Annotated in this window: 1 protein-coding gene; it reads right to left on the minus strand. The window is 66.5% G+C overall.

All coding sequences use genetic code 11. The annotated features are described in order from the left end of the window. Positions 1-5: 5 nt before the first annotated feature. Complete coding sequence (adhP, locus tag AC1DHX_RS20725) at positions 6-1,016, minus strand: alcohol dehydrogenase AdhP (protein ID WP_476851259.1); 1,011 nt, start codon at positions 1,014-1,016, stop codon at positions 6-8. Between the last annotated feature and the right edge of the window lie 130 nt (positions 1,017-1,146).

Consider the following 1,146-nt stretch of genomic DNA (forward strand, 5'->3'; position numbering starts at 1 on the left):
CTTCATCAGTACTTGATGACCACTCGGCCGTCGATCTTGGCGTGCTTCATCTCGTCAAGAACGGCATTGACCTCGGAGAGTTCCCTCGTGGAGACCGTGGGGTGGATCTTGCCCTGGGCGTAGAACTCGAGCGCCTCCTCCAGGTCCTGCCGGGTGCCCACGATGGAGCCGCGGACCGTCAGGCCCTTGAGCACAATCTCGAAGATCGGCGCCGGGAAATCCCCCGGCGGCAGCCCATTGAACACGATCGTTCCGCCGCGCCGCGCCATCCCGATGGCCTGCCCGAATGCTGACGGGTGCACTGCCGTGACCAGGACTCCATGGCAACCTCCGGTTTCGCGCTGAATAACTTCGGCCGGATCCTCGTGCAGGGCATTGACCGTCAGCTCGGCGCCGTGCTTCTTGGCCAGGGCCAGCTTGTCATCGGCGATGTCCACAGCCGCGACCCGCAGGCCCATCGCTACGGCGTACTGGACGGCGATGTGGCCGAGGCCGCCGATGCCGGAGATGGTGACCCACTGGCCGGGCCGGGCTTCGGTCATCTTCAGGCCCTTGTAGACGGTCACGCCGGCGCAAAGCACCGGAGCCACCTCGACGGGGTCCGAGCCGGCCGGGATCCTGGCCGCGAAGCGGCTGTCGACCAGCATGTACTCGCCAAAGGAACCGTCCACGCTGTAGCCGGCGTTCTGCTGGGCCTCGCACAGGGTCTCCCAGCCCGTGCGGCAGTACTGGCAGTCGCCGCAGGCGGACCAGAGCCACGCATTGCCGACCAAATCGCCGATGGCAAGGTCCGTGACGCCCTCGCCGAGGGCGACGACCTCGCCGACGCCTTCGTGGCCGGGAATGAACGGCGGGGACGGCTTGACCGGCCAGTCTCCCTCCGCGGCGTGCAGGTCGGTGTGGCAGACCCCGGTGGTCAGCACCTTGACCAGTGCCTCACCGCGGCCCGGCACGGGAACGGGGAGGGTCTGGATCTGGAGGTCCCTGCCGAATTCGGTAACTACCGCGGCTTGCATTGTCGTCGTCGTCATTGTCGTCGTCATGGCGAAATCCTTGCGTCATCAAACTTGGGTGTGGCTAAAGGGCGTGTGCAGTGAGCCGGCGTCCCTCCGTGTAGGTGCACAAGTGGTGCGGGCGGGGCGGATC

Source organism: Arthrobacter sp. 05N33_2 (genome assembly GCF_056397425.1).

Excerpts from the sequence above, each read along its gene's own strand:
- adhP (WP_476851259.1), bottom strand. The coding sequence starts at position 1,016 with ATGCAAGCCGCGGTAGTTACCGAATTCGGCAGGGACCTCCAGATCCAG.